23 protein-coding genes and 1 tRNA gene are annotated in these 25,947 nt (G+C 38.5%); 8 read left to right on the plus strand and 16 right to left on the minus strand.

What is annotated here, in order from left to right; all coding sequences use genetic code 11:
* Nucleotides 1-235 precede the first annotated feature (235 nt).
* Complete coding sequence (locus tag LBYS_RS19310; RefSeq protein ID WP_187287895.1) at nucleotides 236-436, plus strand: IS3 family transposase; 201 nt, start codon at nucleotides 236-238, stop codon at nucleotides 434-436.
* A 7-nt stretch (nucleotides 437-443) separates the two neighbouring features.
* Nucleotides 444-959, plus strand: coding sequence for a DDE-type integrase/transposase/recombinase (locus LBYS_RS18365; protein WP_445468615.1), 516 nt, complete (start codon nucleotides 444-446; stop codon nucleotides 957-959).
* Here the strand turns inward: LBYS_RS18365 and LBYS_RS12180 are convergent.
* Nucleotides 956-1,297: a hypothetical protein gene (locus LBYS_RS12180; RefSeq protein WP_013409152.1), complete on the minus strand. Its 342-nt coding sequence runs from the start codon at nucleotides 1,295-1,297 to the stop codon at nucleotides 956-958. The two genes, LBYS_RS18365 and LBYS_RS12180, sit on opposite strands and share 4 nt — an antisense overlap.
* A 250-nt stretch (nucleotides 1,298-1,547) precedes the next feature.
* Here LBYS_RS12180 and LBYS_RS12185 point away from each other — a divergent pair, with 250 nt between their 5' ends.
* Complete coding sequence (locus tag LBYS_RS12185) at nucleotides 1,548-3,248, plus strand: M14 family zinc carboxypeptidase (protein WP_013409153.1); 1,701 nt, start codon at nucleotides 1,548-1,550, stop codon at nucleotides 3,246-3,248.
* On the opposite strand, the gene LBYS_RS12190 is transcribed toward LBYS_RS12185, so the two are convergent.
* From LBYS_RS12190 to LBYS_RS12220, 7 genes are all read right to left on the minus strand, one after another.
* Nucleotides 3,245-4,342, minus strand: a complete 1,098-nt coding sequence (locus LBYS_RS12190) for an outer membrane beta-barrel protein (RefSeq protein WP_013409154.1) — start codon at nucleotides 4,340-4,342, stop codon at nucleotides 3,245-3,247. The genes LBYS_RS12185 and LBYS_RS12190 overlap by 4 nt on opposite strands.
* A complete protein-coding gene (locus tag LBYS_RS12195; protein ID WP_013409155.1) occupies nucleotides 4,335-4,889 on the minus strand; it encodes an RNA polymerase sigma factor in 555 nt (184 codons plus the stop codon). Before LBYS_RS12195 ends, LBYS_RS12190 begins: the two co-directional genes overlap by 8 nt.
* 21 nt (nucleotides 4,890-4,910) lie before the next feature.
* The gene (locus LBYS_RS12200; RefSeq protein ID WP_013409156.1) at nucleotides 4,911-5,453 is read right to left on the minus strand and encodes a DUF4840 domain-containing protein; all 543 of its coding nucleotides are present in this window, start codon (nucleotides 5,451-5,453) and stop codon (nucleotides 4,911-4,913) included.
* A gap of 306 nt (nucleotides 5,454-5,759) precedes the next feature.
* Nucleotides 5,760-6,605: an SDR family NAD(P)-dependent oxidoreductase gene (locus LBYS_RS12205; RefSeq protein WP_013409157.1), complete on the minus strand. Its 846-nt coding sequence runs from the start codon at nucleotides 6,603-6,605 to the stop codon at nucleotides 5,760-5,762.
* Nucleotides 6,602-7,933, minus strand: a complete 1,332-nt coding sequence (locus LBYS_RS12210) for an MATE family efflux transporter (RefSeq protein WP_041823676.1) — start codon at nucleotides 7,931-7,933, stop codon at nucleotides 6,602-6,604. The genes LBYS_RS12205 and LBYS_RS12210 overlap by 4 nt, the downstream gene beginning before the upstream one ends.
* A 189-nt stretch (nucleotides 7,934-8,122) precedes the next feature.
* Nucleotides 8,123-9,853, minus strand: a complete 1,731-nt coding sequence (gene menD / locus LBYS_RS12215; RefSeq protein WP_013409159.1) for a 2-succinyl-5-enolpyruvyl-6-hydroxy-3-cyclohexene-1-carboxylic-acid synthase — start codon at nucleotides 9,851-9,853, stop codon at nucleotides 8,123-8,125.
* 302 nt (nucleotides 9,854-10,155) lie between these two features.
* Nucleotides 10,156-10,226, minus strand: a tRNA-Cys gene (locus LBYS_RS12220).
* A 122-nt stretch (nucleotides 10,227-10,348) separates the two neighbouring features.
* Between LBYS_RS12220 and LBYS_RS12225 the strand changes: the two genes are divergently transcribed.
* Complete coding sequence (locus LBYS_RS12225; RefSeq protein ID WP_013409160.1) at nucleotides 10,349-11,200, plus strand: glycosyltransferase family 2 protein; 852 nt, start codon at nucleotides 10,349-10,351, stop codon at nucleotides 11,198-11,200.
* A 9-nt stretch (nucleotides 11,201-11,209) separates the two neighbouring features.
* Here the strand turns inward: LBYS_RS12225 and LBYS_RS12230 are convergent, their stop codons facing one another.
* Together LBYS_RS12230 and LBYS_RS12235 are read right to left on the minus strand one after the other, a co-directional pair.
* Nucleotides 11,210-12,391, minus strand: coding sequence for a serpin family protein (locus tag LBYS_RS12230; protein ID WP_013409161.1), 1,182 nt, complete (start codon nucleotides 12,389-12,391; stop codon nucleotides 11,210-11,212).
* Nucleotides 12,392-12,404: 13 nt separating this feature from the next.
* A complete protein-coding gene (locus LBYS_RS12235; RefSeq protein WP_083794587.1) occupies nucleotides 12,405-12,860 on the minus strand; it encodes an META domain-containing protein in 456 nt (151 codons plus the stop codon).
* A 223-nt stretch (nucleotides 12,861-13,083) separates the two neighbouring features.
* Here LBYS_RS12235 and rnr point away from each other — a divergent pair, with 223 nt between their 5' ends.
* A complete protein-coding gene (gene rnr, locus LBYS_RS12240) occupies nucleotides 13,084-15,303 on the plus strand; it encodes a ribonuclease R (RefSeq protein ID WP_013409163.1) in 2,220 nt (739 codons plus the stop codon).
* Here the strand turns inward: rnr and LBYS_RS12245 are convergent, their stop codons facing one another.
* A complete protein-coding gene (locus tag LBYS_RS12245) occupies nucleotides 15,304-16,413 on the minus strand; it encodes a nucleotidyltransferase family protein (protein WP_013409164.1) in 1,110 nt (369 codons plus the stop codon).
* 93 nt (nucleotides 16,414-16,506) lie between these two features.
* Between LBYS_RS12245 and LBYS_RS12250 the strand changes: the two genes are divergently transcribed.
* From LBYS_RS12250 to LBYS_RS12260, 3 genes are all read left to right on the plus strand, one after another.
* Nucleotides 16,507-17,907, plus strand: coding sequence for a capsule assembly Wzi family protein (locus LBYS_RS12250; RefSeq protein WP_013409165.1), 1,401 nt, complete (start codon nucleotides 16,507-16,509; stop codon nucleotides 17,905-17,907).
* A gap of 173 nt (nucleotides 17,908-18,080) precedes the next feature.
* The gene (locus LBYS_RS12255; protein ID WP_041823679.1) at nucleotides 18,081-19,439 is read left to right on the plus strand and encodes a sugar transferase; all 1,359 of its coding nucleotides are present in this window, start codon (nucleotides 18,081-18,083) and stop codon (nucleotides 19,437-19,439) included.
* A gap of 71 nt (nucleotides 19,440-19,510) precedes the next feature.
* The gene (locus LBYS_RS12260) at nucleotides 19,511-20,908 is read left to right on the plus strand and encodes a capsule assembly Wzi family protein (RefSeq protein ID WP_013409168.1); all 1,398 of its coding nucleotides are present in this window, start codon (nucleotides 19,511-19,513) and stop codon (nucleotides 20,906-20,908) included.
* A gap of 49 nt (nucleotides 20,909-20,957) precedes the next feature.
* Here the strand turns inward: LBYS_RS12260 and gmd are convergent, their stop codons facing one another.
* The 5 genes from gmd to rfbF all read right to left on the minus strand — a co-directional run bounded on the left by gmd (nucleotide 20,958) and on the right by rfbF (nucleotide 25,937).
* Nucleotides 20,958-22,031 carry a GDP-mannose 4,6-dehydratase gene (gmd, locus tag LBYS_RS12265; protein WP_013409169.1) on the minus strand — a complete coding sequence of 358 codons (1,074 nt, stop codon included), beginning with the start codon at nucleotides 22,029-22,031 and terminating at the stop codon, nucleotides 20,958-20,960.
* 71 nt (nucleotides 22,032-22,102) lie between these two features.
* Nucleotides 22,103-23,161: a glycosyltransferase gene (locus LBYS_RS12270; RefSeq protein WP_013409170.1), complete on the minus strand. Its 1,059-nt coding sequence runs from the start codon at nucleotides 23,159-23,161 to the stop codon at nucleotides 22,103-22,105.
* Nucleotides 23,136-24,071, minus strand: coding sequence for an NAD-dependent epimerase/dehydratase family protein (locus tag LBYS_RS12275; protein ID WP_013409171.1), 936 nt, complete (start codon nucleotides 24,069-24,071; stop codon nucleotides 23,136-23,138). The genes LBYS_RS12270 and LBYS_RS12275 overlap by 26 nt, the downstream gene beginning before the upstream one ends.
* The gene (gene rfbG, locus LBYS_RS12280) at nucleotides 24,068-25,138 is read right to left on the minus strand and encodes a CDP-glucose 4,6-dehydratase (protein WP_013409172.1); all 1,071 of its coding nucleotides are present in this window, start codon (nucleotides 25,136-25,138) and stop codon (nucleotides 24,068-24,070) included. Before rfbG ends, LBYS_RS12275 begins: the two co-directional genes overlap by 4 nt.
* Before the next feature lie 22 nt (nucleotides 25,139-25,160).
* Nucleotides 25,161-25,937 (minus strand): glucose-1-phosphate cytidylyltransferase, encoded by a 777-nt coding sequence (gene rfbF, locus LBYS_RS12285; RefSeq protein ID WP_013409173.1) that lies wholly within the window; start codon nucleotides 25,935-25,937, stop codon nucleotides 25,161-25,163.
* Nucleotides 25,938-25,947 lie beyond the last annotated feature (10 nt).

Here is a 25,947-nt window from a genome sequence, read left to right on the forward strand (position 1 = left end):
ATCAGAAAGAATCAGAGAAAAAGGAGCAAGAACTTTACTCCAAAATTGGGGAGCTTCAGGTGCAGGTTGATTTTTTAAAAAAAGTCTTGGGGAAATGAGTGTACATCAAAAGCGGATGCTGATTACGCCTTCTTACCGGCAACTTGCTGTTAATAAGCAGTGTGCTTTACTGGAACTACCCCGAAGCAGCTATTATTTTAAGCCTCGGGGGGAGAACTTTCTTAATCAGTTCATTATGAACAAAATTGATAATAAGTTTACGGAATGCCCTTTTTACGGGGTAGAACGCATGACCGATTATATCAATTTTAGGTATGGACTAGGAGTAAATGTAAAACGTATCCGCCGGCTGTATAAATTGATGGCTCTGGATACATTGATGCCTAAACCCGGATTAAGCGAAAGATGCATTCATTTTCCCCTATTTACACAATAACCTGACCATAGACAGACCCAACCAGGTGTGGCAAGCTGATATAACATACGTAGCTATGCAAAGGGGCTTCATGCGGGCGGCGTTCCGCTATAAATTTGCAATCATTGATGTTCATTCTCGTAAGATTCTGGGCTGGGGAACTTCCAATACTATGAGCGTGTCCTGGATGATTGAGGTACTTGAATCGAGTATACGAAAATACGGGAAACCTGAAATTTTCAACTCGGATCAAGGTAGCCAGTTTACCAGTTTGAAGTTCGTTAGTTTGCTCAAAACTCACAAAATAAAACAGTCTATGGACGGAAAAGGGAGGGCTCTGGACAACGTTTTCATCGAGCGATATTGGAGGAGTTACAAGTACGAATATCTCTTCCTGAATCCTCCAAAAGATGCATGGGAATTATTCTCTGAAACGGAAAAATATGTGAAATTTTATAACAAAGAAAGAAGGCATGAGGCTCTAGACAGGCTCACTCCTAACGAAGTATATTTTAACTATAGAAAACTACCAAATGTTTCTTAATTTTGAATAAGTGCTGTCCAAGAAATGGGGAGTACTTCAGATTCAATTATTTTAATTTGTTCATTGATCCACTCGACCAAAGACTTAGCTACGTTAACATCAATTAGCATACCAAATTGGACTTCGCGAACTATCCCATTCTTTGATTCACGACCAATTTCACGTAAATGTTGTCCGTCTTTTTCATCTACTTCTAATGTGATAGTATTCGGAATAACAACTCTATCCGTATACATGTTCATATTTATTAAACCATTAGAAATTACTCCTCCAAAAGCTCCACTACATTGTACCGTCCGAAAATCATTATTTTTGATAAAATGCGTTTCTACTTTCATTATGATAGGAATTATTTTAAAAAAATACGATACCCATTATATTTCTCACTTAATTACCAGAAATATTTATCACACCGAAAATTCCCCACTAATACAACAACCAAATATTTATATTACCAAATTTAGTAATTTACACCTTCTAAACAAGACATTCCCATATTACAAAATTATCATTATTTATTTTTTGTCATTTCCAACTTAATAACCCAAAATATCTTAAACATAGTATTAAAAACCCTTTCCTTTTCTCATGAAAAAATTTCTCTTACTCCTTTTTATCAGCCATTTTACTTTCGCACAAAAGACAGCCTTCGAGCTCGATTCAAACACTACCTGTACCTATCCGGAACTCATAGCCTTCTACCAAACCCTAGCGAATAATTATAGTTCCTGTAAGTTATACACCGAAGGACCAACCGACAGCGGAAAAAACCTCCACCTCCTGGTCATCTCCGAAGACGGAACCTTCACCCCTCAAGCCGCTCACCAAAAAGGAAAGACCGTGATCCTGGTCAATAACGGCATACACCCCGGAGAACCCGAAGGTATGGACGCAGCAGCCATGCTCGCCAGAGACATCCTAAAAAAGAAATCCCTACCCATAGACATAGTTCTCTGCATCATCCCCGTTTATAACATCGGAGGTATGCTCAACCGTGGAGTATCTCGCGTCAATCAAAACGGTCCCAAAGAATACGGATTCCGTGGAAATGCACTCAACTACGACCTCAACAGAGATTTCCTCAAAACAGATAGCAAAAACTCCCACTCCTTCCAATCCATCTTCCAGAAATGGAAACCCGACCTGTTCATGGATACACACACCAGCAACGGTGCCGACTACCAACATATCATGACCCTCATTGATACCCAAAACGATAAACTCCAACCCGCCCTCCAGTCCTTCGGAAAAGCTTACACCGAAAGCCTCTACAAAAGAATGAAGGAGTCAGGATATGATATGGTACCCTACGTAAACGGTTTCAAAGGAGCTCCCGAAGACGGAATTGTGAGCTTCCTGGAAACCCCTCGTTACTCCACAGGTTATGCCGCCTTGCACCACGTGGTAGGATATATGCCCGAAACTCACATGTGGAAACCCTATCCACAACGGGTACGCTCCACCTATGCCCTATTGCAGCACTTCATCAACCCAAGCCCCGAGCAAATCAAACAAGCCAAGGCCGCCCGCAAAGCCGCCATTGAAGAAGTGAAACAACAAAAGTTCTTCCCCCTAACCTGGAAAGTAGATACCACACGTTACGAGAAAATCGAGTTCCTAGGCTTTGTCTCCGGACAAAAGAAAAGTGAAGTAACCGGTCTTAACCGACTCTATTACGATAGAGAAAAACCATTCACCAAAACCATACCTTATTACAACAGTTTCGTAGCGGACATCACAGTAGAAAAACCTAAAGCCTACCTCATCCCTCAAGGATACACCAAAGCCATTGAGCTCCTCAATTTAAACGGAGTCAAAATGAAACCGCTCGACAAAGACCAAAAGTTGCTGGTAGAAGTCTACTACATTGATCAATTCAGAACCTCCCCCACTCCATACGAAGGCCACTACATCCATTCTGATGTTAAATTAAAGGTTACTACTCAGGAAATAGCCTTCAGCAAAGGTGACTGGATCATTGAAACCGGACAGGAGGCCGACAGGTACCTCGTAGAAGCTTTGGAACCTCAATCCTCCGATTCCTTTTTCAATTGGAATTTCTTTGATGCCGTTTTAGGACAAAAGGAACATTATTCCGCCTACATCTTCGAAGAAGAAGCGTACAAGCTCCTACAGGATAACCCTGACTGGAAGAAGGAATTTGAAGAGCTTAGAGCAAAGGACGAGAAGTTCAGAAACTCATCCAGGGCGCAGTTGGACTGGATCTATAAAAAATCCCCCTACTACGAACGTACGCATATGAGGTATCCCGTTTTTCGCCTCCGTTAACGAAAAGTGTACCGCAAACCTACACGTAAACCTGCTTGCACCGGTCTAGCATCATAAACCGTGCTTATACAGGAGGTACTCTTAATTTGATATCGAAGTTGTGGCTCGAGGTAAAGATCTACCCCGGGCCATATCTTTGCCTCCACCCCTAACGCAGCAGTGGCGGAAAACCGCAATGGACGCTCAGAGATCCGCTCTGTATGCTCACTAAGCAACTGATTTTCCACAACATATCTGATCCTCTCTCGCCCCAATACCGCCTTCTCTAGGATCAGTCCGGTACTGGCATAAAGCTGCACCTTTTGCTCTGGAAAGAAGCGATATTGTACCTCTAAGGGCAAACCTACATAATGAACCTCCTGTCGAACACTCACCGCATTCCCAGCGCTTCCGGAGTGGTAATAGGTTCCCATACGGGTGTAGGAGATTCCAGAAGTAAGTTGCCACCTTTTTGCCAAAGGAACCATTACTTGCATACCTAAGGTCAGAGGCATGTCGTGATGTATGTCTGTATTCACTTCTTGCTCCCGGTTTCCCTCTATCACCTGATCCATCTCAGGCTTCATAGCGGAGAGAGGACTCACCCGCGCAAAGCCCCCTATGGTCTGCGAATAATCAGAACCCGACTGAGAGGAAAACAAGGACAGCTTTATCCTCGACTTTCGCTCATTGGAAATACTTTCATCCTTCAAAACAGAGTCCTTCATGAAGGGAATAACCTCCCTCATCGCTACTGCGGGTAAATCTAACTTTACAGGGGTATTTACTTTCCTGTATTCTAATTTTTCCAGCCGGATCTTCTCCTGCGCTACAGGCCTCATTAGTATCTCATCTTCTGAGGTGATTGCTTCTGGTCTAGGCATTAGCTCATGCTTAGCTTCACTTCTTAGAGGAGAAGGCCTCTCTGGAAAAAAGGTATTGATAATGCCTGCTACCAGAACAGCGGTGGCTGCCCATCTAAAGATCAAGGGAAAAACTCTACGCTTCTTCTTGGGAAACAGCTTGGCGTCAATCTCCTCCCATAATCCCTCAGGTGGAGGAGCTTGGTGATCCTGCAAGGCATCACGAACCTCTCGGAGCCATTCTTCATTCATGGGTAAAGGTATTTTGATACCGGATTATCTTTTGAGCTAATATCTTCTTCGCCCGGTGAAACTGAGAAGCAGAGGTACCTTCCGATATGTGCAAAAGTGCAGCAATTTCCCCGTGAGACCTCCCTTCTAACACATACAGATTAAATACCACTCGGTACCCCTCAGGCAGGGATGAGATCATTTCCAAGAGCACTTCTTCAGGCACCGCACTCACCTCTGGCTCCTCCTCCGCTAACTCCTCCGGCAACTCAGGAAAATACAGCCCCCGGCGTGCCCTCAGATGCCTCAAGCATTCGTTAACGGTAATTCTATGTATCCAGGCTTTCAGTGAACCCGAACCCCTATACTCAAAGGCGGAAATGGATTTAAACATCTGCACGAAGGCTTCCTGCAACACATCTCTAACCGTATCCTGGCAGCGAACATATCTCCTACATACAGATGTCAGGTATGCAGAATAGGAATCATAAAGCTCTTTCCAAGCCTTATGATCCTTCAAAACCAGTCTATTGACCAGTCCTTCTTCCGCATGAACTCTTTCCCTCATCCTTGCAACAAGGATCCAGCATTATTTCTTGGTAAATGAGGGTATACTATAAACAATCTTATCAAAAGGCGTTACCTGCGTTCCGTCTACCGTGATCTTCACCGCTTCCATATCCGCTTTAAGTACCTTATTCTTGTAAGATCCCGCAGACTTCGCTTCAAAGGTCACCACCACCTTCTTGTTGGCCCCTTCCACAGGAACGGTCACTTCTAAGGCTTTAGGGGCAAAGGTCAGGTCCACCGCCGTATTTCCAGCATTCACTTTTGGGGTATAGTTCAGCTCGTATTTGACCTTACCTATGGTCTTCAATGCCGCATCCGTTTTTACGCTGTCCTTCAGAACAGATAGCACCAATTGCCTCACCGGCAGTTCTGAAAAGGTCAATACATTGTTCTTTGCCGTAGCCCCAGTACTTGTTTCCACTTTCTTGGTTCCTTGTGTGGTGATAACCTTCCCGGTGTAATCTCCTTGTACATCTTCCACTTTTATCGGAGCTGGATCGTCCTTGTCACAAGCTATCAGACCGAGGAATAGTAGTGCGATTAAAGTTGCTTTCTTTTTCATTTGATTTTTGTTTTTATGGATAAATCCATGAGGTGTGAATTCCTTGCACGGGGAAATGAAAAATAAATTATATTTCCCTTAAAAAAAAGCCAAAATATTAAATGCCAAATTAGGGAAGATGGCTTCAATGTGCCATAATAGACACATAAATGGTGGAGAATATTAAATTACGATGATAATCAATAAATTGATCATTAAAAAATAAACGAACCGAAGATATCCAAATTTTTTTAGAATATATGTTTACTAATTTAGCTGAAAACTTCACACTAAATTTAAGATTGGACAAAAAAGACACTTTAGTCCTTAATCTCCCTTTAACCCTAAAGATCTACCACCGTCCACAACTAAATTTTGACCAGTTATAAATTCAGAACAATCTTGTACTAAAAAGCCAACAGCATTTGCTACATCATGCGGCGTTCCCAATCTATTTAAATAATTAGTTTTCTTAATTGAGTCCGCATGAATGCCAGAAATTAGACCTCGAGGCACCTTGCCTGGAGACACACAATTGACGGTGATTCCATGCGGTCCCAATTCCATAGCTATAGATTTTACAAAAGCAATAATTCCAGCCTTTGCTGCTGCATAATCTGAAAAGCGAGCCTTCCCGTTCAAGCCAATCACTGAAGTTATACAAATTATTTTTCCATATCCGCTATTTATCATGTACTTAGATGCTTCCCTGCAACATAATATTGTTCCTCTTAGATTAACATCTAAAATATCATCAAGTACACCAACAGGTAAACCACAAATATTTTCATTTTTGTCACGCGAACTTCCACCAGCACTGTTCACTAAAATATCTATAGAACTTTCACGATTATAAATCTTTCTAAATTGCGCTTCAATGTCAAGCTCATTTTTTAGATCCATCTCTAACGCTTCCGCATTAAATCCCATCGTCTTAATTTCATCTACTACAAGATTTATTTTCTCCAATGAGGTTCCTGATACATAAACTTTTGCTCCCATACCAGCCAATTTAATCGCAATAGATCGTCCAATAACACCACTTCCTCCAGTTATTACAGCGATCTTACCCGCCAAATCATTTCTACCTCCCGAAAATACATAAGGAACAGAAGAATTATAATATACCAACCTTCTCTTAATCCAATTTTTAATTTTTCTAATAAAAATCATTTCACTGCCTTTTTTATACGATCATATACAGAACTTCGCTCAAGACGATTTAATCCCAAAAGGAAACACACAACTAATGTACAAATGGTACTAATAATGTAACCGATTCCACTTGCTACCACAGAAGATTGAAAATTAGATTTTATCAAATTACATGCTCCTACACATATTATAGCAATGACTATGCATCGCACTATTACCTTCGTAAGATATTCCTTTATAGACAAGTGAATGGAATTTTTCAAGAAGAAAAGACGGGCCACGGATATTATTCCGGATAAAAATATTGAAACCATGAAAACGACTTGTGGTTCTGATTTATTAGATAAAAAAAAGTAGGCTACAGGTATATTTAAAAGGCCTATTCCACTTAGAACAAGATGGTATAACTTAATTTTACCCGTAGCTGCCTGAGCAGTGGACTGAACGGAAGAAAAAGCTTCGACAAAAATTTGTACAATTACCAACTTTGTAAAAATTTCAACATAGGGAGGTACATCAGATAACCAGAGATTTAGAAAGAGTTCGATATAAATATAGAAAGGTAGCCCAATAAGTAATATTAATAAAAAAGAAATTCGACTACTAAATAAAACTAAATCTTTCATCTCTTCCAAATCACCCTGAGCATAGAGTTTGACAATCTGTGGATTTGCTGCTTGAGTGAAATTAGAAATAAAACTATTAAGTATACCGCTTACTTGCAAAGTAATAGCATGTGCGGCATTAACAATAACACCATAAAAGAAATTTAAAAGTATAGAAATGCCTTGATTTCTTAGCACGACCGAAATATTAGAAAGCAGACTCCAAAAGGAAAAGTTTATAAGTGCACTGAAATATTCACTTTCAATACGGTATCTGCCTTTACTAAACGAATATTTTTTAATACAATACCTCTTAAAACTAGCATTCACGAGTACGGTAGTAAGTAGTATTAAACTGCTATAGGTAATTAATTTATCTCCCGGCACAATACTTAAACAAACTATCGCAGCCAATTTAAGAGAAACTTCTAAAATACTTATTACAGCAAAAATACCCATTTTTTCGTTTGCTATGATCAATGCTCGATAGGGTACATTACTCATACTTAATACGAAAGAAATGATTGCTAATTGATACGACCAATAAGCGGCTTCAATCCGGCTCTCTGGAATTTTCAATTTGCTATAAATTAACCAATTCCCTAGTAGCTGTAGAATTATGAAAACAAATATAGCTAAAAACAACTGTACTGATCTACTGGTATGGAATAGTTTCAAAAAATTTAGATCGTTATTTTTAGCAATTTCAATATTATAAAATCGCTGAATGGTTGCTGTCATAGAAGAGTTAAGAAACGAAAGCAATAGAACTACCCCTCCAACCAAAGAATAAATGCCATAATCTGATATCCCTAGAATATTTAATGTCAAACGTGAAGTATACAGAGAGATCAATGAAATAAAAAACATTCTAAAAAATAGAAGAAATGTATTCTTTGCTATCCTTCCTCGATCCCCTGTGACCATTAATTACTTATTAATTATTTGAGATATTTTACCTCTTGCCTTTCTAAAAACTTTATCCAAAATACTCTCCCTGTCAAGTGATTTAAAATATGATTTAAGTATCTTAACATCCTCTGCTTTCTCTGTGAAAACCTCAACAATTTTACTACCATCTGTATTATTCTCAACTAACCATTGCAGACCTCGCGCGAGCTCAGACTCATTCTTGACGGCTAAATAATCCATACCTAAAGATTTAACCCATCCTTCTGCGGAAGTCCCATGTCCTGCTGATACATACCTCGAGAGATCTGAACTTAAACTTGCAGGTAAAGGCATATGCATAACACCACCTCCTTCGTTATTCAATAATAGAATCCGGAAATTTTTAGATAAATGCCGGTTCCATAACGCATTCATATCATAGAAAAAAGTCAAATCACCAATAATTAGGTACACTGGCTCTGTACTTAGTGCGGCATACCCAACTGCCGTTGACATGCACCCGTCAATTCCATTTACTCCGCGATTACAATATACTTTAATATTGTCCGCTATTGAAAAAGTAGAAAGCATCCTAATTGGCAAACTATTTGCTACATGCAGAAGAGAATTATTTGGGAGCACTTTTAAAAAATCGCCGATTGCCCGCAATTCACTGAATCCTACCTTGGGCTCATCTATTGAACTAGAAAGTTGTAACCATTTAGAATAATAGTCTTGATTTGAAGTACCACAAACTGACGATATTTTCTCGAAAAATACATCCTCACTAACATCAAATATTGTCGTTAAGCTTTGGAATGGATCAATAATTTTTCCACTTTGATCTATATGCCAGTGCTCAAATTCTCCTGGGAAATTTTTTAAAAATGATTTCAATTCTCCATTAAAAACAGTATTACTAAATAATGTAATAACGATATCTGGACAATAATCCTTAATGTCTATTTTTTTTATCGACCTTACTATAAGATAAGTGTCGCTAAAACTATTTTCTAATTTAAAATTATTTAAATGATCACAGAGTACTACTGCATGGTGCTGCTTAACAAAACTATCAAAAAAGGAAATGAAGTCTGGAGGTACCCTGAAAGTTTGGCCACATACAATTAGAACTTTCTTACCATTGACCTTTTCACCTATTGAATTCCAAACGTGCCTGGAACTGTACTGTCCCACTATGCCTATCTTCCTCGCCTTCGGCAGTAGTGAAGTGGAAAAGGAGTCTGAATGATGACTTTCTATAGGAAAATTAAGGTGGACTGGCCCAAAGCCTCTATAACTTAAAGCAAGAAGCCCTTCATTGATAATACGATTGCAGTACCACTCATCAAGGGAATTGTTTATTGGCTTTAGCTGACCATGAAATTTAATGAAATGATGAAATGTGTCATCCTGTTTGTACATCTGCTCCTCCATTTGACCTAAATATTCTGGGAGACGGTCAGCAGTGAGTAGCAAAAGCGGCAACTTTTGGTAAAATGCTTCGACTACAGCAGAACCATAGTTAATGGTAGATGTTCCCGAAGTACAACATACTGCGACAGGCTCCTGAGAATTTTGTATTAAGCCCAATGCAAAGAAAGCAGCACTTCTTTCATCAACAACAGAAAATAATTCAAAAAAGCTATCAACCTCCAAAGAACGAATTAATGGATAATGTCTACTACCCGGCGAAATAACGATCCTTTTTATTTCATACTGCTTCAGTAATGAGACTAATTGAAGTATTAATTTATTGTCGGAATACATAGTTACTTGATTATCACAATGACGAGAAACGTTCAATTTCTTTACGTAAGAATTTTTCGAAAATTACAAAAAAATACAATATACTTCTGTCCAAACACTCAGCGGTACAACTATGTGCTCATAATTTTTTTTACTGCGAACTTACATACAATTCCGGCCCTTACACAATAAAAACATAAATAAAAAAAGATACTTCGTAGAATAATTTAAACGCCAGCTTGACAAGTTCTCATGACATATTATAGTATATACTTATTAAATAAATATTAAAAAAAGACCGCCACGATGGGCGGTCTTTCCTGAGGTTTCGAGCGGATTCGAACCGCTGTACAAGGTTTTGCAGACCTCTGCCTAGCCTCTCGGCCACGAAACCATTCCTCTTTGGGACTGCAAACTTAAGCACATCTTACCTATTTTGCAAATCTATTTAGGCCTTTCCCTAAAAACTTTCTTAGCCCCTTACCGCTTTCCCCGAAAATTATAGAACTTTGTGGCATGAGCGAGAAAATTCCCTTAACAGCCATAGTGCTGACATTCAATGAGGAAAAAAACATCAAAGAATGCCTGGATAGCCTGGTTTCCTGGATAGATGAAGTAGTCATCGTAGACTCCTACTCTACAGACAAAACCCTGGATATCATTGCCCAATACCCTGAGGTTAAGGTCTTCCAGCATGAGTTTGTCAACTATTCCGTACAAAGAAACTGGGCCTTTGAGAACCTTACTTTCCGGAATGACTTCCTCATGAACTTGGATGCAGATCACCGCATCACCCCTGAACTAAAAACAGAACTTCAGGGACATTTCGCCAAAGGCATTCCCTCGCACATCAACGGCTTCATGGCCTCTCGCCAAACCATGTTCCTGGGCCGTTGGATCAAATACGGTGGACACTACCCCGTGTACCACGGCATCATCTTCCGTAAGCATCACGGCTACTGCGAACATAAAGAGTACGACCAACATTTCGTCATTGAAGGGGAAGCCATCGTTCTAAAAGGTAACGTCATTGATATCATCACTGACTCCTTAACCACCTTCACCGCCAGACACAACAAATGGGCTACTTTAGAGGCTCAGGACGCTATCCAGCTCCTAAAATCCGTCAATCCCAACACCGTCAAGGCAAATAAAAACGGCAACCCCATGGAGATTCGCCGTTATCAACGTCTAAAATATTATTCCTATCCTAAGTTCTGGAGGGTATTCCTCTACTTCTTCTATCGCTATTTCCTAAAAATGGGATTCCGGGATGGAAAAGAAGGCCTCATCTTCCACTTCTTACAGGGATTCTGGTTCAGGTTCCTCGTAGATGCCAAGATTTACGAAGAAGAAAAAGGCCTATAAACATAGGCCTTAGTTCAATTTTCCAATAAACTGTATCGTATTTGAAGTCTTTTCTACTATAGCGAAGGCAAAAGGACGGTCACATTTGATCACCGGATACTGTGGGATAGAGGTTAACTCTACCCCAATCGTAGTGACGGCAGCTGCTTCAGTGCCTTTTTCATCCATGGCTACATAAGTATCTTGTTTCACTAAGCCCACCACTAATTGGGCTGACTTAGAAATTCCTCCAAGTTCCGCCCCATCCGTAAAGGCTTTCTTCATTCCCATATTTTGCAATACCGATATCAACTCGGTACTGGTCTCCATCTTCATCTTAGGTAAGCTTACCTGTACCTTTTGAGGACTCAGAGATGCCAGGGTAGCATTCCACTTCAGCTCGTCTAAACCCAATATCATATCTTCCGCAGAATCACCTTTGGGAAGCATCACCACTAAACCATACTTCTCGTTTCCGTATGGCAATTCCACCGCCTCAAACCCATCCATGTCTACATAAGGAAAATTATCCTTGATGCTCATGAATTCTTCTTCTCTCTTCCCTTTAGCTCCATAGAAGGTATCCTTCACCGTATTTTTCGGATCAAAGGTTTTGGTCCAATCCCCCTTGAAATACAATGCATTCATCAAGAACAAGACCTGATCCGCTCTAATCTCATCCAGAACCTTTTGTATCTTATTCTCTGTATGCTTAGCCGCCCAGGCATTGATCTTATTCACCGTAGACGCTTGCCTAAAATCTTCTCCATACACCTCCGCAGAAAAATCCTTTTTCAGAAGATCCAAATAAGCCTTCTCTACAGCAAATTCCTTATCGTGCCATACGGAATTCGCCAGAAGGTTCTTCACCTTTGGATCTACCTTTGGCAATTTCTCCAATAACTCTATATAGTATTGATTTACAGACGCCATATCTCCCTGCTGAAAACCAAGCATCTGCCTGATTTCCGACTGGGTTTCCCCTTCGGCACCGTTCATCAACATTCCTAAAGCCATGTTCAGACTCAGGGGCGAAAGGAAATAAGATCCCTCAGCCCCCTTCTCTTTTTCATAGCTTTTCCAAAAATCGAACGCAAAAGATGTGGTCTTCGCTGAAAACTCAGCAGGCACGCTGATCTGTACGGATTCAGGAACATTCTTGTCCGAACAAGAAAACAGTGCAAATACCAATAAAAACGATAGTTTCTTCATAAGGCTAAATAGATTATTTCTCAGGTCTAAATATCATCTCATGACCCTTAAGGTCCGTTAAAACCAAACGCGAATTTCTGAAAAAATAGGCCTTTATCTCTGAGAGACGGCGGAAATACTCCTCCTCAAATTCCATCTCCGCTTTCATTCCTGCTATTTCAGTGACAGACAATTGCGCAATCTGTAAGGCATTTTCCTTCCCCACATGAAATCCAGCCTCAAAGAAGTTAACGGCCGAAATACCGCTTAAGATATAATTTCCTTGAAGGTTCTTCTGTGGCCTAAATTCTATCAAAACGGACTTAGACACCGGCCCCGTTTCATACGCCTCTAATCTCCATTTATTTCTGAGCAAAGAAGATATTTCAAACTCTCCTCCACTCAGTGCACCGTTATACTGAGTCTCCTCCTTTAAGTCTGCGCAACTGGACAGGAGCACTACCAACATCCACAAGAGTATTACTTTCATCTTTTTAAAGAATTTGAGCAGCGAGCCCCCATTCCGGAGACCCGCCACCAAATTACACCCTTTACCCTTTTCCTATAAGACCAGAACCATTTCAAAAAGGTTGGAAACCCGTAAATTTTTTTTTAAGCTCTCCCTCCAAAACCATCCAACCGAACTATTGCCCTTATTATATTTGTTATATTAGAATAGACCACACCATCCATTAAATAAAACACGATAGTACATGTCAAAACGCATTTCACAGATCAAATCTCAAAAAACTGAGATCCTGACTTTCTTCCAGACCCATACGGACAGATTATATACGCTAACTGATCTCTATAACCACTTGAAAATCTATGACGAACAAGACAAGATGTTTGTCAAACTCATGGTGGAAGACCTAGTAGATGAAGGCAAATTACATCCTGCCGGAAGAGGCAGATTTACCATAGAAGCTAAGTCCACCGGATACATCACCGGTAAACTCGACTTTGTTAATCCTTCCTTTGGATTTGTTCGGTACGACGAAAACGAACCCGATATCTACATCTCCAAAGACGATATGCACGGCGCCCTAGACGGCGATACCGTACAAGTAGTCATCACGAAGAAACAAGGCAAAAGGGAGAAAAATCCCGAAGGCAGAATCGTGGAAATCGTCACCAGAGCCAGAAACACCGTGGTAGGGAAGATCAAGGTCTTCAAAAATTACGCCCTGGTCAGCCCTGATGTAAAAGGTTTTCACGAGAATATTTTTGTACCCAAAGATAAGATCAACGGTGCCACCTCTGATGACCTGGTCATCGTAGAACTCATCACCTATCCTCAACTGGGCATACAGGCCAGCGGAGAAGTTAAAGCCGTACTAGGAAAATCCGGAGATAATAACGCCGAGATGAATGCTATCATGGCGGAGTTTGGTTTACCCGTAGACTTCCCTCAAGCCGTCCTGGACCAGGCGGCAGCCATCAGCGAAGCCATCCCAGAGGAAGAAATCAAGAAAAGAAGAGACGTCAGAGACATCCTGACCTTTACCATAGACCCCTTTGACGCCAAAGACTTTGACGATGCCCTCAGTTTCCGAACCTTAGAGAATGGAAACTATGAAGTAGGTATACACATTGCTGACGTGTCTCATTATGTACGTCCGGGCACCCTGTTGGAAGAGGAAGCCCTGAAGAGAGCCACCTCCGTCTACCTCGTAGACAGAACCATTCCCATGCTACCGGAAAAGCTTTCGAATAATCTATGTTCCCTTCGTCCACACGAAGACAAACTGGTCTTCTCCGCCATCTTTGAGATGAATGATAAGGCCGAAGTCTTAAAGGAATGGTTCGGTAGATGCATCATGCACTCTGATCGCAGATTCACCTACGAAGAAGCTCAGGAAATCCTAGACGGAAAAGAGGACGAAACTTACAGCCCTGTTCTTCATACCCTGAATAACATGGCGCATATCCTTAGGGACGAAAGATTCAAAAAGGGAGCCTTCAATTTTGAGACAGATGAAGTCAAGTTCCGCCTAGACGAAGAGGGTAAGCCTTTAGGTATCTACCAAAAGGTGAGGAAAGACGCACATAAGTTGATCGAAGAATTCATGCTCTTGGCTAACCGACGTGTGGCGACCTTTGTACATAATAAAGGACCAAAAGACCAGGAACCTTACACCATGGTGTACCGCGTTCATGAACCGCCAAACCCTTCTAAACTGGAAACCTTCGTTCGATTTGCGAACAAGATGGGATTCAGTATCAAGTCAGGCAGTACCCAACAACTCTCTCAATCTTTAAACCGACTGATGACAGAGATTGAAGGAAAACCTATACAAAATGTCTTAGAATCCTTAGCGGTGAGAACCATGTCAAAAGCCCGGTATTCTACCCAAAACTTGGGGCACTTTGGTCTAGCCTTTGATCATTATTCTCATTTCACCTCCCCTATCCGGAGGTATCCGGACATCATGGCGCATAGGATGTTGCAACATTATCTGGACGGTGGAAAATCTCTTCCTGCAGCAGAGTTCGAACAAAAAGCAGAACACAGTTCCGCCATGGAAAAACTGGCAGCTGAAGCAGAACGTGCTTCCATCAAATACAAACAAGTGGAATACATGAGCCTTCAAGCCAGGAATGTGGTGTATAACGGACTGGTATCCGGTGTAACTGACTTTGGCATCTTTGTAGAGCTGGAAGGTATGGGTGCCGAGGGTATGGTAAGACTAGCCGACTTGACAGACGACTATTACGAGTTTGATGCAGACAACTACCGTGTAGTGGGCAGAAAGAGCGGAAGGGTCATAGGATTCGGAGAGGAACTGAAGGTTAAGGTCAAAACCACCGACTTAGACCGCAGAAGCATAGATTTAGAATTGGTTTCTATAGCCGGAAAAACCTTCACCAAGAAAGCCCCCAAACCCAAACCTCGCCGCGGCAAGATCCCAGCACCGAAGAGGAGGAGGTAGTTATTTGTTATACTTTCCTATAATTCTAAGATAAGCCATTTTAATAAACTTTAGGGGGAAATTCCATATTCCCCTAGTAGGCTTAAAATTGGATTGAAGTGGATTTACTGGACTATAGCTGCTATGATATTTCATATAGTCTATAGTTAATTGCAGTTTACTTACTTCCTTATCTTGAATACCGAGATATAAAATGAACTTCTTTGCTTTGGGTATAATATGAGATCTATAACTTGAAGTATTTTCCCAGGCAGCTTTTATTAAATTTTTAACAAAATTAGTTGGTTGCTTTTCCAAATGAATATACTTATCAACTAAACTTCTTCCTACCAAGTAGACCTTTTGGAGCTTTTTATCTTTTGCCCAACCGCTAAGAGGATGATTATCATACAATTCTAAATACCTTGCAAAATCAAAAAGATCTTTAATTTTTAACCACTGCTCCCTTCCTCCATGATGGTTTAAGATCATGTAAAAAAGACTCTCTTCTTCCCCCTTTTCATGATTCTTAATAACAAAATCACTTGCGGAAATATTATAATGATGATAGGTTTCATTCACTCCCCAGTGTAAGTCAAGATGTACATCTAACCACCCCTTCTTTACCAAGCTAACTTCTCTACCCTGAGCGTAATGAACAATCTCTTCAATATCTTTGGAAGCTTTTAGCTGGTACCCATTTTTTAATAACCAGTTAACAAATTCTGAAATTTGATGTGGATCTAAAATTAAGAAATCAAGATCACTAAACTCCCTGAGAATACTATTTGTATACAATTTTTGGCTGAAGTATACACCCTTATAAGTTGTTGAAGATATACCAGTCTCTCTACAAAAGGAGAGAAATTTATCTAACTCGTCCGTATAAATTTTTTGCTTTAATGCCAAATTGATGCAGTATAACTTTAGCTTTTCAAATTTTGCATTTTGTATTCCTGCCTCCTGAAGGGCTTTATAAAAGATTGGCCTGACTTCATGAAAAATTAACAAATCAAATAACTTCTCATCATCGCAGTAGCTAAAAACATTTATGAACTCATTGATGTTTTTCCTATGAAACGCTACGTTATAGGATAAAAAGATTGCTTCTATTTCAGGAATAATATCCACCAGCTAATAAATATTATACAAATATATCCTGTATTACCATAATACGTTATGGAATTCACTTTCTTTGTAGTTTTATTATTTAACCTCTGTTAGATGCACCGCATAGTTTTCCTATTTATTCTATTAAGTTTATCAGCAACTGCTCAATTTCCTGTGCATTTAGAAACCGGTGCCGGCGCATATCTAAATTCTGGAAATAGTCCATTTTACTTGAGATCCAATAAATACGGTGTGGTGCCGAAAGACGGTAATGTAGCGTATCTCTACGGTAGAGTATCAAAGGACTATGATAGTACAAATAAAAAAATGGATTATGGCTTCGTCTTTGAACCCTACTTCAATGCTGGAAAATCCACTGAGTTCCTTTTACCAGAAGCTTTCGTTAAAGCTAAATATAGTGCTATTGAAATTTACGGAGGGAGAAGAAGAGAGATTGTAGGACTTACAGATACCCTTCTCACTTCAGGTTCTTATATATGGTCTGGAAATGCCATGCCATTATGGAAGGTTCAGGCAGGGATACCTGAATATTTGCCCATACTAAAGAATGGACTAATTTCCATAAAAGGTGCTATTGCACATGGATGGTTTGACAGGGGTAGACCCGTAACAAAAAATGTTAAACTTCACCAAAAGTGGGCGTATGTTCGTTTGGGAAAACCCACGTGGAAAACTCATATTTTTGCAGGCTTCAACCACCAAGCTCAGTGGGGTGGAGAATCGCCTTTTTATTCAGTTGATGGAAAACTACCGGATGGATTATCTAATTTTCCGTATGTATTCTTCGGCACAAGAAATCCCGACACCAATGCGCCTATCACATCAGTTGATGGGGAAAACAGGATTGGAAACCACTTGGGAACCATTGATTTAGGGCTGGACTTGTTCACTAATTTTGGTAAAATCACTCTATATCGCCAAAACATTTACGAAGACGGCTCCCTCTTTTTCTTTAATAATTTAGCAGATGGATTAAATGGAATTACGTTAAACCTAAAAAACCAAAATTGGATTTCCAGAATAAATGTTGAATACCTTAATACCACATCGCAAGGAGGAGAGATCTTCATAATGGGTCCTAATATACCAGCTGAACTTAGAGGTAAAGACAATTACTTTAATCATGCCCAGTACAGGGATGGCTGGACTTACAAAAGAAACATTATAGGGACCCCTTTTATCCAAACCATTGGATATGAATGGGATAATCCCGAGTACCAAATTGACCAAAATAGAGTGAAAATGTGGCAAGGCGCCGCTTCAGGAAATTTGCCATGGTACAATATTTCTTATCGCATGAAAATAGCTTATGCTACTTACCTAGGCACTTATCAATTTCCTCAAACAAAGCGCGATCAAACTTCTTTAACATTATTCCTGTCAGGATCTATCAACTCTACATCAAAACTTGCCTTAGAAGCAGGGTATGATACTGGGTCTATAGCTCCCAGAACTGCTGGCATCAGCCTATCTTACATAAAACACTGGAAATAAAGCAAGACGCTATTTTCTTATTTAAAGAAAGAATTGAATTATTCGCATTTTGCATGCAATAATTTGAAAATCAGCAGAACCACTTAATAACTTTAAGCTGGATTTAATAGCTTTTTTGAGAAATCTGAGTACCTTTGTTATGCTTGGTTCGAAGTGCTTATTTCCTCCATACCATGAAACACCGTTACTCTTCATATATACCACTTCTTAATATTGCCATGGACATGTTCTTGTTGAACTTGTCCTACGTTCTCGCCTATTACTATAATTATGGAGAATTAGAGAACGTTCTTTCGTCTCCCTTTTCCGTTTTATTAGGTGTTTTTAACGGAGCATGGCTTGTTTTAGCCTTCATTATCAAACCTTACGTTTTCTCCAGAGTTCAGTTTAGCACCTCACATCTTGAGTTAAGATTTCTTACCCTATTCTGCATCCATGGAGCCATAGTTTCCCTCTTTATTACGGCGACACAAGGTTACTATTTCTCTAGATTACATCTTATTCTGAGCTACGGAGTATTCTTTATTTTAGGTAGCACTTGGCGCGTACTCTTCGTATGGGGATTAAAGCAATACAGGCTAAAAGGATACAATCACAGGAATTATATCGTAGTTGGGGGTACAGAAAAAGCGGAATCTTTAACTAAATTCTATGAATTACATCCGGAATTAGGGATGAATTACTTGGGTTATTTCGGAAAGAATGAATCATCTCCTTTATATCAAGGCTCGTATCAAGATGTAGTAAACTTTATAGAAAACCACGATATTGATTACATTTATTGCTATGGAGGAGACTTGGACACAAAAGTATTCAAAGAGATTGCAGATGCTGCCATAGAACAAGATACAGAAGTAAAATTATTGCCGGACTATATAGATATTCCCAACAAACTAGATGTGGAATATCACTCTTATATACCTATATTTAGATATCTCCCCCAAACCTTTTATCAGACCCGCGAAGCTTACCTAAAAAGAGTTTTTGACATCTTATTTTCAAGCTCGGTTATACTTCTGGGTTCCCCACTATTTATACTTATTGGGATTATCACCAAGTTAACTTCACCAGGCCCTATCATATTTACGCAAAGAAGAACCGGCCTAATGGGTAAGCCATTCACCATATATAAGTTCAGAAGCATGAAGGTGAATGCAGAGCAAAGGCATTCCTTAGGAAAAGTAGATGATAGAATTACTACATGGGGTCACTTTATGAGAAGGACCCGTATAGATGAGCTTCCCCAATTTTTCAACGTTCTAATTGGTGATATGTCAATAGTGGGTCCACGCCCTTTGGCTGGATATGATATAGAAATTCTCAAAAAAGAAATGCCTGAAGGTTATCGATTACTAGTATCTGTCAAGCCTGGCCTAACTTCAATTGGTCAAACCGTATATGGATACGCCTCAGATGCTACACAAATCAAAGAAAGAGCAAACATTGACTTAACTTATGAACCCTCTCTAAAGGAAGACCTTTCTATTATATTCAGAACTATAAAAGTAGTTTTTGCTGCATCCGGAAAATAGTACTTCATAAATTTGATTTTTTGAATAAAATAGAAATGTATTTATAATTTATATTCATAAAATCAACACCAATGAAAAAAAGTCTCCTCTTCATCCTAATTGCTTTTTTTTCTTATGTAGGAACATTTGGGCAAAATGTCGAAGGTACTTTGGAGTTACAGTTAAATGCCAACAATCATGTGCCATTTTGGATGCGCGCTAATAAATTTGGCAGTGTTCCAAGCAAAGGAACTTCGAGTTCATTTATTGGAAATATATATAAGCATTATGGAGACACTTCAACGTTTAAAAAATTTGATTATGGACTTGGCCTAGAAGTAAGGGCAAACATTGGAAGTGAATCCAACGTTACCATAATTGAAGGATATGGCAAAGTAAAATATGATTTTATAGAGATTCGAGCTGGAAGGTTTAAAGAATTCCTAGGTTTAGTAGATTCGTCCTTATCTATTGGCTCTTTCTCCATCTCAGGAAATGCCCTAGGAATTCCCAAAATTGAAGTTAGAGTACCGGAATATTGGCCAAGAAAAACCCTTATTTCAGGTCGGGGGAATTTTGCCCATGGATGGTACGGTTATATCCCAACGAAAGGCACTTTAGCACAAACCGATTCACTTTATACTTATTTCCATCAAAAATCATTGTGGATAAGAATTGCAAGACCACATTGGAAGATAAAATTCTACGGAGGATTTGTTGACAATGCCTATTGGGGAGACGAATATAAATTACATGAATCTTTCAACATGACTAAATTCCAACGGTATTGGTCTGTTATCAGTGGGAAAGTATGGCAAGAAAGCAAAGTAGGTAATCACGTTGGTAATATTGACGCTAAAATAGAGTATGACCTAAAAAAATATAAGATATCCTTGTACAGACAATTCTTTTATGAAGTAGGAGCTCTTTGGCATTTGGCAAATATAGCTGACGGTCTACTTGGAATAACATTGGAAAACAAAGAAATCAGTAATTCAAAAATTACTTGGTCTAAAATACTTGTAGAAGCTCTTTACACGAAAAATCAGGCCGGTGAACCATGGTCTAAACCGACACCAACAGGAAACGAGAATTATTTAAACCACTATATATATAATTATGGATGGTCATATAGAAATAATGGATTAGGAAATCCATTTATTACACCGAAACATACCGCTAGAGAAAATTTACCATCAAGTCCATATCTAATAGAGTACTTTATTAATAATAGAATCTGGGGATTTAACTCTGGATTTGAAGGAAATTTATTTGGCTGGAGTACTATTTCTAAATTATCCTTTACAAAGAATTTTGGTACGAGAGTAACAGAAAAATTGTTTCCACAATCTTTACAATTTTCATTTTATTTAGAAGGACAGAAAAAATTATCAAAAAGCTACTTTACAAAAATTGTACTGGGTGTTGATAGTGGAAGACTCTTACCTAATTCAAATGGATTAACATTAAGTATAATACGCAAGTTTTAACATACATAATATTTGAAATGGGGAAAATGCAAAAAGGGGGAGGCGTTAATTAAGCTCTCTCCCCCTTAAATATTTTTAAATCTGAATCCATCATATCTTTAACCAAAGCTGTCAAATCATATTTAGGCACCCAGCCTAACTTTGATTTAGATTTACTTGGATCTCCAATTAATAACTCAACTTCTGTTGGACGAAAGTACCTTTCATCAACCTCAACTACCACAGAACCTTTCTCCAACTGATATAAAGGATTTGAACAAGATTTAACAATTGCCTGTTCAAAGACTCCCTCTCCAATAAAATCTAATTCAATTCCAACCTCACGAAATGCCATTCTAACAAAATCTCTTACTGTAGTTGTGATTCCAGTTGCAATTACATAATCCTCTGGATTTTCTTGTTGCAAAATTAACCACATAGCCTCCACGTAATCCTTTGCATGTCCCCAGTCTCTTTTTGCATCTAAATTCCCTAAATATAACTTTTCTTGACGCCCTAAGGCAATTTGCGCTACACCCCGAGTGATTTTTCTGGTCACGAAAGTTTCTCCTCTTAATGGAGACTCATGATTAAATAAGATCCCATTAACAGCAAACATATTATAAGCTTCTCTATAATTTACAGTAATCCAATATCCATATAGTTTTGCAACAGCATAAGGAGATCGTGGATAAAAAGGCGTAGTTTCTCTTTGAGGAACCTCCTGCACTAGGCCATAAAGTTCAGAAGTCGAAGCTTGATATATTTTTGTTTTATTTGTTAGGCCTAAAAGACGAACTGCTTCTAAAATACGTAAAGTTCCAATACCATCCACCTGAGCCGTATATTCGGGCTCATCAAAGCTCACTTTTACATGACTCATTGCACCTAAATTGTATATCTCGTCTGGCTGAACCTCTTTAATAATTCTAATTATATTGGTTGAATCAGAAAGATCACCATAATGCAATTTAAATCTTACTCCTTCAGCATGTGGATCTTTATATAACTTATCAATTCTATTTGTATTAATTAGAGAGCTTCTTCGCTTAATACCATGAACTTCATATCCTATATTTAGAAGAAATTCGGCCAAATAAGCTCCGTCTTGCCCTGTTATTCCAGTAATTAAGGCTTTTTTCATTATATAAATTTTTGTTTGATTCAAAATAAAAATAATTGCATTTATTTTTTTTGTTTGCGAATAACATATTTTTAAAAACCGTAAACTTTATTGAAATTTTCAGCCATCACCTTACTATTAAATTTTTCACAAATGTCACAATATGCTGCATTTCCCATCCGTACTCTTTCCAATGTATTATTTGCCAAAAATTTAATTTTATCTACGAACTCGTCTTCATTGTTTACGACATAACCATTAAAATTATCAATAATCACATCTCTGTTACCTACAACATTTGTAACAACTGATGGAATTTTTAGATACATCGCTTCTAGCAATGATAAAGGCATTCCTTCCCAGAGGGACGTCATAATGTATATATCCAATTTAGCTAAATAATGCAATGCTTCTTCTCTACTTCCCCACCCCACTATAAATATATTGGGTGCTTTTAACTCATTTCTCAATTCTCCATCTCCTATCCAAACGAAATCAATGTCGGGCATTCGGCTAGCTATGGAATTAAATAATCTGGGATTTTTCTGAGGCAAAGCACGTCCAATCATGCCAACTGTAATTTTGGAATTATTTTTCGGAATATTTAAAAACTTACTAAGTGATTCAGTATTTATTCCATTATTAATCAAAACCGACTTTTTCGTAATTAATTTTGCTTCTGCAAACTCAGATGAACTACTTGCTACTAATGTACAATCAAAAAGAGAAAATACCTTTTCAATACTTTTAAAAGCAAATCGCTTCAGATCTGAAACATCTTGTTTCAAAAATGAAAATCCATGCGGAGAATAAACCTTTACCGATTTTGTATTTAAACTAGCCAATTTACCAAGAACACCTGATTGAGAAGAATGCATATGTATAACGTCAGGTCCTATCTTAGCTATCAATGCCCTAAGCTCTAAAACCGCTCTAGTTTCCTGAATAAATCCAATTTCTTGTCTAAAATTATTAACTCTTAATAATTTAATCCTGGAATCAAAAAAATCAACATAATTACTATGTGTTTCAGGACGAATACCATGCGCAATAATAACTTCGTGCTCTACGCATTGTTCATTAGCCAAGTTAGCTATAAAAGTAATAATGCCTCCCCCAAATGCCTCAGCTATATGAAGAATCCTTTTCATTCAACTGCTTTTTAAAAAATTCAATCGTCAATAAAATCCCTTTTTCGAATGAAAACTCAGGCACAAATCCTGTATCTCTCTTTAATTCAGAAATATCTAATATTTGATGATCAATCTTTCCATTTTTATATGGTAAGTCTCCAATTCCAATTGGCAAATCTGGATCTATTAAACTCCTAATCTCTTGCACATATTCAATCATTTTCCTGTGCTGACCACTACCAATAGGATAAATTTTTCCCGTTCGACCACTCTCTCCGACTTTAATTAAAGCGCTCAAAAGATCTTCAATATATATATAGTCCCACTCCTGCTCTAATTTTGTAAATGAAGGTTTCTCCCCAGCAAGCAGACTCTTAATAGTGTATGAAATTAAATTATTATCATCCCGTCCGGGACCATACACGCTCGTAATTAGGGTCCATATAAACCCAACCCCAAGCTGCTTCGCATATGCTTCACATAATAACCTTGTTGATATTTTGCTTGCAGCATAGACATCAGATGGTGATGATACACCTTGTCCATTAATAATTCCACCAGTGCAAGAAAATTCCGCAGCGGAACCAGGAAACACAACTTTTTTAATATCACATTTATGTGCAAAATCAAGAACCTTTAATCCATAAAATATATTTTGCGCCTGTATATTTGGATTATTTTTGTACACGTTGGATACTCCAGACCAAGCAAAATGATAAAGAACATCTATATCTTTCGTCTCCGGATAATTGGTAAAATTTAATATATCTTCTATTTGAGAATTTAAAAATGTAATATTGCTAAATTCACCTAAAGTATCATCATTACCTTTGGAGAAACAAATAACTTGATATCCGTCTGCAGCAAATTTTGCAGCTAAATTTTTTCCGAGAAAACCATTTGCACCTGTAATCGCTATTTTTCTCATCCCATATATTTACTTATTTGCTCACAACATAATTCATAGACAGAAGTCTTTTTATACTTCTTATACCATTCAATGGTATAACTAATTGACTGATCTAAATTTAATTTTGGCTCCCAGCCTAACAAAAACTTCGCTTTACTAATATCTAACAGCAACAATTTTGCTTCATGAAGATCCCTTGGATTTGAAACATCTATCAAATGCCCCTTTCCGTAAGTCTCCACAACTTTATTTGCCACCTCCCACACGTTTGTTATACTATCAATACTAGGGCCAAAGTTCCATCCCTCGCAAAACTGGACGGGATTCTCCCACATTTTCATTCCAAGTAATAAATAGCCACCAAGTGGCTCTAATACATGCTGCCAAGGTCTAATTGCACGCGGGCTTCTAACTTCTATTGGTTTTTCTAATTCTATAGCTCTAATGCAGTCAGGAATAATCCGATCTTTTGACCAATCACCTCCGCCTATCACGTTACCTGCCCTTACACTAGCAATAGTTTTCCCATGTACATTGAAACTTTTAGGATTAAAAAATGAGCGTCTCCATGATGCAATTGCTATTTCTGCAGCTCCTTTAGAAGATGAATAGGGATCATAACCCCCCATTGCTTCATCTTCTCGATATCCCCATATTTGTTCTTTATTTTCGTAGCATTTATCGGTTGTTATCATCACCCCTACTTTGACACTTTCTGTATATTTTATGGCCTCTAAAATATTAATAGTACCCATAACATTTACCTCATAAGTCTCAATAGGGTTTTCATATGATAGCCTAACCAAAGGTTGAGCAGCTAAATGAAAAACGATCTCGGGATTATAATTTTTAAAAATACTTTTCAACAATTCTCTATCACGTATGTCTCCTCTTATATCAGCTTTTAACTTGGAGCTAATTCCTGACAACACAAAATTGTCATAATCAGTATATGGATCTAAGGCTACACCAACAACATTAGCTCCCATGGATTCAAGCCATATAGATAGCCAAGAACCTTTAAAACCGGTATGCCCAGTTATTAAAATATTTTTTCCTTTATAGAACTCTTTCAAATTTTTCATCCTTGGATATTTTAAATACTGATTACCAAACTTTCCATGGCGCATTTCCCTTCGACCAGAGCTCGTTTAATTCAACGTTATCGCGCAAAGTATCCATTGGTTTCCAAAAACCTCGATGTTTATATGCATTCATTTTACCGTCTTTGGCAATAGACTCCAAGGGACTTTTCTCAAAAACTACTGTATCATCATTCATTCTTATATAATTAAAGACCTCAGGCTCGCAAATAAAGTATCCTGCATTGATCCAATTTCCATCACCATCCGGCTTCTCAAGAAAAGCTTTAACTGAATTGTCTTCAGCTATTTCTAATGCCCCAAATTTACCAGATGGCTTATATGCAGTTACAGTCAATATTGCTTTGGATTTTTGATGCGATTCAATACTTTTACTTATATCAATATCTGCCACACCATCACCATAGGTTAAAAGAAAAGTTTCATTTCCAACATATTTTTGGACTCTCTTAATCCTCCCCCCTGTCATAGTATTTAAACCAGTATCAATCATAGTAACTTTCCATTTTTCGGCATGATTATCATGCACATGTATAGAGTTATCAGCAAGATCAACAGTGATATCGCTATTATGGTGGAAGTAATTAGCGAAGTATTCCTTTATAACATATTGCTTGTAACCACAACATATAATAAATTCTGTAATTCCATAGTGACTGTAGATCTTCATAATGTGCCACAGTATAGGTTTTCCTCCAATCTCAATCATAGGTTTCGGGATTAAACCAGTGGCTTCACTAAATCTAGTACCAAATCCCCCCGCTAGTATTACAGCTTTCATTAGTTTACTT

Source organism: Leadbetterella byssophila DSM 17132 (assembly GCF_000166395.1).
GTDB lineage: Bacteria > Bacteroidota > Bacteroidia > Cytophagales > Spirosomataceae > Leadbetterella > Leadbetterella byssophila.